Annotated in this window: 10 protein-coding genes; 9 read left to right on the top strand and 1 reads right to left on the bottom strand. The window is 48.1% G+C overall.

Going from position 1 to position 8896, the window contains the following annotated elements:
- Positions 1-512 precede the first annotated feature (512 nt).
- The 6 genes from hpnD to apaG all read left to right on the top strand — a co-directional run bounded on the left by hpnD (position 513) and on the right by apaG (position 5570).
- Entirely contained in the window at positions 513-1361 is an 849-nt protein-coding gene (gene hpnD, locus ACTHSP_RS14625) for a presqualene diphosphate synthase HpnD (protein ID WP_314511699.1), read from the top strand.
- Positions 1358-2665 carry a hydroxysqualene dehydroxylase HpnE gene (hpnE, locus tag ACTHSP_RS14620; RefSeq protein WP_314511701.1) on the top strand — a complete coding sequence of 436 codons (1308 nt, stop codon included), beginning with the start codon at positions 1358-1360 and terminating at the stop codon, positions 2663-2665. The genes hpnD and hpnE overlap by 4 nt, the downstream gene beginning before the upstream one ends.
- 95 nt (positions 2666-2760) lie before the next feature.
- Positions 2761-3480 (top strand): SDR family oxidoreductase, encoded by a 720-nt coding sequence (locus ACTHSP_RS14615; protein ID WP_003682583.1) that lies wholly within the window; start codon positions 2761-2763, stop codon positions 3478-3480.
- Between the two features lie 187 nt (positions 3481-3667).
- Positions 3668-4624, top strand: a complete 957-nt coding sequence (gene thiL / locus ACTHSP_RS14610; protein WP_314511704.1) for a thiamine-phosphate kinase — start codon at positions 3668-3670, stop codon at positions 4622-4624.
- Positions 4617-5105, top strand: a complete 489-nt coding sequence (locus tag ACTHSP_RS14605; RefSeq protein ID WP_063068949.1) for a phosphatidylglycerophosphatase A family protein — start codon at positions 4617-4619, stop codon at positions 5103-5105. The genes thiL and ACTHSP_RS14605 overlap by 8 nt, the downstream gene beginning before the upstream one ends.
- Positions 5106-5201: 96 nt before the next feature.
- On the top strand, positions 5202-5570 hold the full coding sequence (gene apaG / locus ACTHSP_RS14600; RefSeq protein ID WP_003682575.1) for a Co2+/Mg2+ efflux protein ApaG: 369 nt from the start codon (positions 5202-5204) through the stop codon (positions 5568-5570).
- Between the two features lie 67 nt (positions 5571-5637).
- On the opposite strand, the gene ACTHSP_RS14595 is transcribed toward apaG, so the two are convergent.
- Positions 5638-5934 carry a DUF2288 domain-containing protein gene (locus ACTHSP_RS14595; RefSeq protein WP_004520632.1) on the bottom strand — a complete coding sequence of 99 codons (297 nt, stop codon included), beginning with the start codon at positions 5932-5934 and terminating at the stop codon, positions 5638-5640.
- Between the two features lie 270 nt (positions 5935-6204).
- Between ACTHSP_RS14595 and ACTHSP_RS14590 the strand changes: the two genes are divergently transcribed.
- The 3 genes from ACTHSP_RS14590 (at position 6205) to ACTHSP_RS14580 (ending at position 8867) form a co-directional block, all read left to right on the top strand.
- A complete protein-coding gene (locus ACTHSP_RS14590) occupies positions 6205-6930 on the top strand; it encodes a metal ABC transporter ATP-binding protein (protein ID WP_314511763.1) in 726 nt (241 codons plus the stop codon).
- A gap of 76 nt (positions 6931-7006) precedes the next feature.
- Positions 7007-7882 carry a metal ABC transporter permease gene (locus ACTHSP_RS14585; RefSeq protein ID WP_314511707.1) on the top strand — a complete coding sequence of 292 codons (876 nt, stop codon included), beginning with the start codon at positions 7007-7009 and terminating at the stop codon, positions 7880-7882.
- A gap of 79 nt (positions 7883-7961) precedes the next feature.
- A complete protein-coding gene (locus ACTHSP_RS14580) occupies positions 7962-8867 on the top strand; it encodes a metal ABC transporter solute-binding protein, Zn/Mn family (RefSeq protein WP_107867435.1) in 906 nt (301 codons plus the stop codon).
- The last annotated feature ends 29 nt before the right edge of the window (positions 8868-8896 follow it).

Here is an 8896-nt window from a genome sequence, read left to right as displayed (position 1 = left end):
TGCTGAACAAGTTAAAGGCGGAGGCGACGGTTTCTTCTGCCGCGCCTAAGGCTGCACAGCCTGCCGTGAAAAAATAACCTGACGGACGATCGTGCCGTATATGCCGCCCCGAGGCCGAACCGCTTGCCGGTTCGGGCTGACGGGCGGCTTTGTATGGGGCCGGCAATGAGAGCTTGGGCTAATGGGGCTTTACATCGGGTGAAGGGATAAACGGATAGCCTCTTGTTGGATAGTGATAGAAAAGATAAAGGGAAGAAAGATATGTACTTAAAAGCATTTAACGGAAAACGGGATAGGGCAACTGTACAGAGGGGCTATTCTTTGATACAGCTGTTGGTGGTGATGCTGCTGGTTTCGATCTTAGCGACGTAAGATATTAGGCCGTCTGAAAGATACTTAAGATCAGCTTTCAGACGGCCTTGTTGTCAGATGAGTTTTTGATATTGGCGTACTTTTTTAAATACAGATAAAATCCCTGCTAATTATTTATAACGATATTTTTAGGACTCACAGTGCTTGCTTTGGATTATTGTCATCAAAAGGCTGCAGAAAGCCATTCTAGTTTTTTATCCGGCTTTCGTTTTTTATCGGTAGAAAAAAGAAACGCGATCATTGTTTTATATGCTTTTTGTCGCGAACTAGATGATGTGGTTGATGGCTGTACCGATCCAAATGTAGCTCAGATAACGTTGAACTGGTGGCGTAGTGATTTGGAAAAAGTATTCAACAATGAGATGCCTGAGCATCCCGTTCATCAAGCTTTAAAAGATATTCGGGAAAATTTTGATTTGCCGAAGAATGAATTTGAAGCTTTGATTGATGGCATGCAGATGGATTTGGAGCAGGCTCGTTATGGTAGTTTTGATGAATTAAAGCTGTATTGCCACCGTGTTGCAGGGGTGGTGGGTTGTCTTATTGCGCGGATTTTAGGTTTTTCCAATCCAAAAACTTTGGAATATGCGGACAAAATGGGCTTGGCTTTGCAGTTGACGAACATTATTCGCGATGTGGGTGAAGATGCGCGACAGGGAAGAATTTATTTGCCGATAGAGGAAATGCAGAAGTTTGATGTGCCTGCCAACGTAATTATGCAGTGCAAACCGACAGACAATTTTGCGAAATTAATGCAGTTTCAAGTGGATAGGGCGCGTGAAACTTATCGTGAGGCTATGTTGCTTTTGCCGGCTGCGGATAAGAAATCGCAAAAAGTCGGCCTGATTATGGCAGCCATTTATTATGCGCTGTTGAATGAAATTGACCGTGATGGTGCGCAAAATGTGTTGACTTATAAAATTGCGATTCCTTCTCCCCGTAAAAAACGTATTGCTTTGAAAACTTGGCTGTTTGGATTTAAACCATGAATACTAAGCGTCCAAAAATTGCTGTGATTGGTGCCGGTTGGGCAGGTTTGTCTGCGGCGGTTTCCCTGATTCATCGAGCTGATATTTCTTTGTTTGAGGCCGGGAGACAGGCAGGCGGTAGGGCGCGTGCCTTGTCTGGGAAAGATGATGGATTCAGCTTTTTGGATAATGGGCAGCATATCTTATTGGGTGCGTATCATGGTGTTCAAACTTTGATGCAACATATTGGCGTTCAACCTGAATCAGCCTTTTTACGCCAGCCTTTGCAATGGTACATCCATGAGGGATTACAGTTTCAGACGGCCTCTCTGCCTGCACCTTGGCATTTGCTTGTCGGTATCCTGCGTGCGAAAAGTCTTTCTTTTTCATTGAAAATCAAATTGCTGTCGGATATGTCGGCATTGCAACGTTGGGCAGGCCATCATAAAACCGATTTGACGGTTGCAAAGTGGTTGAGAACACGAAATGTTCCCCGCAGCCTGCTTGGGCAATTTTGGCAACCTTTGGTCTGGGGTGCTTTAAATACGCCGTTAGAACAGGCATCGTTGCGTATTTTATGTAATGTATTGAATGATGGCGTATGGTCTGAAAAGGAGAACAGCGATTATCTTTTGCCTAAGCAGGATTTAGGGAGGATGGTAGCCGAACCGGCTTTGGCGTTCCTACTCACGCATGGTGCAAAGATACATTTTGAAACTCGTGTTTCCCATTTAAACCATCACATTGATGGCCGGATTGAAATCAATGGCGAAGTATTTGATGCGGTGATTTTGGCTGTTGCGCCATATCATGTTGACGCGCTTTTTCCTGAAGATACGCCTGACTATATTCAGACGGCCTATCAATCGTTGCACTATCATGCGATTACCACGGTTTATTTGCGTTATGCCCAAGCAGTCAAACTGCCTGCACCTTTAACCGGATTTGCCGATGGTACAGCGCAATGGGTGTTACATCGGGGGGCGTTGGGTTTACCAGACAATGAAGTCGCGGTTGTCATCAGCGTTTCCGATTACACCGAGGCATGGAAGGATAAAGATTTGGCCGAGAAAATTCATGCGGATATTAAGCGGGTTTGTCCGGATTTGGGCAAGCCTGAAGCCGTACGCATTATTACGGAAAAACGCGCGACTACGGCGGCAACGGTTGATTTTGTACAACCTGATTTCTCATGGCTGCACCATCGCCGTATTTATCCGGCCGGCGACTATCTCCATCCTCGCTATCCGGCAACATTGGAAGCTGCAGTTCAGTCAGGCTTTGCCGCGGCTGAAAAGCTTATGCTGGATTTGCGGGTTGAATAAACTGAGGCCGTCTGAATGTTCAGACGGCCTTTTTGACTTTACAAAACTTACCAAGCCGATACAATATCCGAAACCATAAAGTTCAAGGAAAAGTCATGACGACATTAGCGAACAAAACCATCTTGATTACCGGTGCATCCCAAGGCTTGGGCGAACAGGTTGCTAAAGCCTATGCGGCTGCAGGAGCGACTGTCATTTTGGTGGCGCGTCATCAAAAGCGTTTAGAAAAAGTATATGATGCCATTGTGGCTGCGGGCAGCCCTGAGCCGTTTGCCATCTGCTTTGATTTGATGAGCGCGGAGGAGAAAGAGTTTAAGCAATTTGCGGAAACTATTGATGAAGCAACCGGCGGAAAATTGGATGGCGTGGTGCATTGTGCCAGTTATTTCTATGCCTTGTCGCCATTGGACTTCCAAACCGTATCGGAATGGGTCAACCAATACCGCATCAATACCGTTGCGCCTATGGGCTTGACCCGTGCGCTGTTCCCATTGTTGAAGCAATCCGAAGACGCTTCTGTGATTTTTGTCGGCGAAAGCCACGGCGAAAAACCGCAAGCCTATTGGGGCGGTTTTGGTGCTTCCAAAGCTGCGCTCAATTATTTGTGTAAAGTGGCGGCGGACGAGTGGGAACGTTTTGACAACCTGCGTGCCAATGTTTTGGTGCCGGGTGCCATCAATTCGCCGCAACGTATCAAATCTCATCCGGGCGAATCGAAAAGCGAACGTAAAAACTACGAAGATGTCCTGCCGCAATTTATTTGGTGGGCAAGTCAAGAGAGCAGGGGGCGGACAGGCGAAATCGTCTATCTGTAAATATACCTGCTCAGAGTGGTTTGAAAATATGAGGCCGTCTGAAATCTGTATTTTCAGACGGCCTTTAACTTATTGAGTTTTATATCTAAATAATATGGAAGTTTGATGTTTGACGTGTTAACAGGCAAACATCAGGCTGGCACAAAATTAGATATAGTAATCTAAGTTATAGTTATATTGGATAAATATGACGGAATTTGACTTTATCAGACAATATTTGCAGCGACAAAAATCGGAAGGTCTGATTTTGGGCATAGGGGACGATGCCGCTATTATTCGCCCAAGTAACGGATTTGATTTATGTTTTAGCGCTGATATGTTGGTCAAAGGCAGACATTTTTTTGAAGATGTTTTGCCTGAAGATTTGGCATGGAAAATGCTTGCAGTAAATTTATCCGATATGGCAGCCATGGGTGCCAAGCCACGTTGGGTATTGCTCAGTGCTGCCTTGCCTGAATTGAATCAAGACTGGCTCAAACGTTTTTGCGATAGCTTTTTTGCTTTGGCCGCGCGTTTTGATACGGTGTTGATTGGTGGCGATACCACCAAAGGCGATTTGGTCTTTAATGTAACGATAGTAGGTGAAGTTCCGACAGGGAATGCCCTGCGGCGTGATGCGGCCGAAGTCGGCGACGATATTTGGGTATCGGGTCGGTTGGGTTTGGCTGCCGCTGCTTTGAACAAACATTTGGGGCATTATCAATTACCGTCTGAAATCATGGCGGTTTGCGATGATAAATTGCTCCGTCCGGAGCCGCGCGTTTCATTGGGTCAGGCATTGTTGCCGTTTGCTCATGCTGCGCAAGATGTTTCAGACGGCCTGGCTCAAGATATGGGGCATATTTTAAAAGCCTCTGCTGTCGGGGCGGAAATATTTGCCGATTGTGTGCCGTCGTTGCCTGAATTGAAAAACGTTTTGTCGCGCGAGCAATGGTTGTCGGCAGTATTGGCCGGCGGCGATGATTACGAACTGATTTTTACTGCTGCTCCAGAAGATAGGGAACGCGTTTATCAGGTAGCGGAACAAAGTGGCGTACCGGTCGCCCGAATTGGTAAAATGACTGACTCAGGCCGTCTGAATATTTTGGATGCCGAAGGCGGCGTATTGGAACTGACTTCTTTAGGATTTGATCATTTTGGCTGAACGTAAACCTACTTTTTCTTGGCTGTTGCATAAACCATTGTGTTTTTTAGGATTTGGTTTCGGCAGCGGCTTGTCGCCGGTTGCGCCGGGTACGGCCGGAACGCTGGCAGCATTACCTCTGGCTTTTGTATTGTGCCTGTTGGGCATAGATGGCTGGATATTGCTTTTATTGTGTATTGCCTTGTTTTTCTGGGGTATCCGCATTTGTGGTTATACCGAGAGGGAGCTGGGCATTCAGGATTACGGCGGTATCGTCTGGGATGAAATTGTCGCAATGCTGTTGGTGCTGTCGCTGATTCCGTTTAAATGGAGCTGGTGGCTGGCGGCTTTTGTTATTTTCCGCTTGTTTGATGCGTTGAAACCATGGCCGATCAAATGGTTTGACCGGCGGATTCATGGAGGTTTGGGCATTATGCTTGATGATTTGATTGCGGCTGCGATGACCTTGATGGTCTTGGGCCTGTTTTATTGGATCGCGTGATGCATTTTAAGTGTTTCGACCCTTTGCAAAAATAGGGCGGGCACGCCGGAATTATCCGGATTGAAATAAAATAAATACCATACGGGGTAAACAATTATGAATGAAATCGAGATTAACGTGGAGCCGCGTTATATGGCCGGTCAGAGCGACGTCTATCGCGACCGCTATGCTTTCAATTATCTGATTACCATCTGCAACCGCAGTGATGAAATCATTACTTTGCGTCAGCGTTTTTGGGAAATCACCGACGGACACGGTGAGACAGAGCAGGTCGGTCATGCCGGCTTGATTGAAGAGCAACCTGTTTTGTACCCGGGCGAAGCCTATGAGTACAACAGCGGTTCGCAAATCAGCACGCCTTGGGGCAGCATCGAAGGCGCGTATGAGTTTGAAGACAGTATCGGCAAACGTTTCGTTATCGGGGTGCCGAAGCTTGAATTCAAAGCAGGCTTTACTTTGCAATAGGTCGTCTGAAAAATGAAAAACCGGAACATGCGAAATGTTCCGGTTTTTCATTTTTTAGACGGCCTTATCAGTCTTTGCAAGGCTGTACCAATACCCACGGTGCCACGACAACCGCCCACATTTCCTGCTTATCCGCTAAAAATGTGCGCGCCATATCATCGCTGATGGCACCGAATTTGCCTTGTTCCATCCATTGTTTCAATGGCGCGGCTTCATCTTCGGCAACATGGCGGGCGACGGCGATCAAATCTAAATCAGGCGCAACATAGACGGCGGCACCGCGTGCGAAGTGGGGTTGCAGCTCTTCCCATGAAATGCGGGCGGTTTCGGTATTGAGTTTTTCGTTTAAGAGTGGAATAGACATAGGACAATCATCAAATAAAAAACGGATTGTAACCGATATTCGTCCTTTTGCCCGATGGCGTCTGAAAACGAAAGAAATTTACAGGGTTAACGTTATACAGTATCATTTTAATGTTTTAATTTTCTTTCAGACGGCCTGTTGTCCGTATTCGGGCAAGGGCGGTTTTAGGCTTATGAATTCTGTATTGTTGACCGGATTGCTGCAAAGGCTGCTGATTGCGCTTGCCGCATTGGCGGCGTTGTGGGCTGTATATTTTTGGGCGGTATCGCCATGAGTATCGTGGTGGAAAATCTGACGGTCAGCTATCAGCGCAGGCCGGTGGTGCACCATGTCGATATGGTGTTTGAAGATGGCAAGATGTGGACGATTTTCGGGCCGAACGGCGCGGGCAAATCGACCCTGCTCAAAGCCATTATGGGCTTGCAGAAGACGGATACGGGCAGCGTGCGCTATGAAAATATGGCGCGCAAGGACATTGCCTATCTGCCTCAGCAGTCGGACATTGACCGCAGCCAGCCGATGACGGTGTTTGAACTGGCGGCGATGGGGCTGTGGTATGAAATCGGCTTTTTCGGACGTGTGAATGCGGTGCAGAAAAAGCGCGTGATGGCGGCTTTGGAACGCGTGGAAATGCAGGATTTTGCCACGCGCCAAATCGCGCACTTGTCCAATGGCCAATTCCAACGCGTATTGTTTGCGCGGATGCTGGTGCAGGATGCCAAATTTTTGCTGCTGGACGAACCGTTTAACGCGGTGGATGCGCGGACGACTTATGCGCTGTTGGAAGTTTTGCGCCAGTGCCATCAGGACGGTCAGGCAGTGATTGCCGTGTTGCATGATTACGAGCAGGTGAGGGCATATTTTGCCAACACGCTACTTTTGGCGCGTGAAAAAGTGACTGCCGGTGCGACGGAAAATGTATTGACCGATGAATTTTTGGCACAGGCCAACCGAATGATGCAGAAACAGGAAGCGGCCGATTGGTGCGCGGTTTAATGGACAAGGCCGTCTGAAAGTAAGTGTTTTTCAGACGGCCTAAGGCTTTCAGAGATTAATAAAAAAGCGATAAAACATGGATTTATATGATTTGGTCGTCGCGCCGTTCGTCGAATTCGACTTTATGCGCTATGCCTTGGCGTCGATTTTCTGCCTGGCATTGAGCGCGGCGCCTGTCGGTGTGTTTTTGGTGATGCGCCGCATGAGTTTGGTGGGCGATGCTTTGAGCCATGCGGTTTTGCCCGGTGCGGCCATTGGCTATATGTTTGCCGGCTTGAGTTTGCCTGCGATGAGCGTCGGTGGTTTTGCGGCCGGTTTGCTGATGGCTTTATTGGCCGGTTTGGTCAGCCGGTTTACTTCATTGAAAGAAGACGCGAACTTTGCCGCATTTTATTTGAGCAGCCTTGCCATCGGCGTGGTTTTGGTCAGCAAAAACGGCAGCAGCGTCGATTTGTTGCATTTGCTTTTTGGCTCGGTGTTGGCGGTGGATATTCCGGCTTTGCAGCTGATTGCCGTTTCTGCGAGCGTCACTATTTTGCTGATGGCTGTGATGTTCCGCCCACTGGTGTTGGAAAGCATAGACCCTTTGTTCCTCAAGGCTGTCGGCGGTAAGGGCGGCTTTTGGCATGTGCTGTTTTTGGTGTTGGTCGTAATGAATTTGGTTGCCGGTTTTCAGGCATTGGGTACGCTGATGTCGGTCGGATTGATGATGTTGCCTGCGATTACCGCCAGACTGTGGGCGAAAAGCATGGGTTGGCTGATGATTTTTTCTGTCGCATTGGCTTTGCTTTGCGGCTTGGCAGGGCTGTTGTTTTCCTACCATATCGAAATCCCGTCCGGCCCGGCGATTATTTTATGCTGCGGCACGCTTTACCTGATTTCCGTCGTGTTTGGTTGGGAAGGCGGCATTTTGGCAAAATGGCTGCGCCGCAAGAAACACCGCACGGCATGATTTTTCAGACGGCCGCTTGAATAATCAGGCGGTCTGTTTTATGATGATGTTAATGTTACGTTATATCACTGGAGAGAATATGAAACATTGGAAACTCGGCATCGTTGCCGCATTATTGACCGGTGCAGCTTATGCCGCTCCGCTGCCTGTTGTCACCAGCTTCAGCATTTTGGGCGACGTGGCCAAACAGATTGGTGGCGACCGTGTGGCCGTTCAAAGCTTGGTGGGCCCCAACCAAGACAGCCATGCCTACCACATGACCAGTGGCGACATCAAAAAAATCCGCAGTGCCAAATTGGTATTGCTTAACGGTTTGGGCTTGGAAGCCGCCGATGTACAGCGTGCAGTCAAACAGAGTAAAGTTCCTTTCGCCGAAGCGACCAAAGGCATTCAGGCTTTGAAAGCAGAAGAGGGCGGCCATCATCATGACCACGATCACGAAGGTCATCATCACGATCACGGCGAGTTTGACCCGCACGTTTGGACCGACCCCGTCTTGATGGGTACTTATGCGCAAAATGTTGCCAATGCGCTGATTCAAGCCGACCCTGAAGGTAAAACCTACTATCAGCAACGTTTGGGCAACTATCAAATGCAGCTGAAAAAACTGCACAGTGATGCGCAGGCTGCCTTTAATGCCGTACCTGCCGCCAAGCGTAAAGTCTTGACCGGACACGATGCGTTCTCTTACATGGGCAAACGCTACAATATTGAATTCATCGCCCCTCAAGGCGTGAGTAGCGAAGCCGAGCCATCTGCCAAACAAGTGGCTTCCATCATCCGCCAAATCAAACGCGAGGGCATTAAAGCCGTCTTTACTGAAAACATCAAAGACACGCGCATGATTGACCGTATTGCCAAAGAAACCGGCGTCAATGTCAGCGGACGTTTGTATTCAGATGCATTGGGTGGTGCACCGGCCAACAGCTACATTGGCATGTACCGCTACAATGTCAAAGTTTTGACCGATGCCATGAAAAAATAAAGCGGCTTAAGGATAAAGGCCGTCTGAAA

The organism is Neisseria sp. P0001.S005 (assembly GCF_051963715.1).
This window is presented reverse-complemented; position numbering and strand designations above follow the sequence as displayed.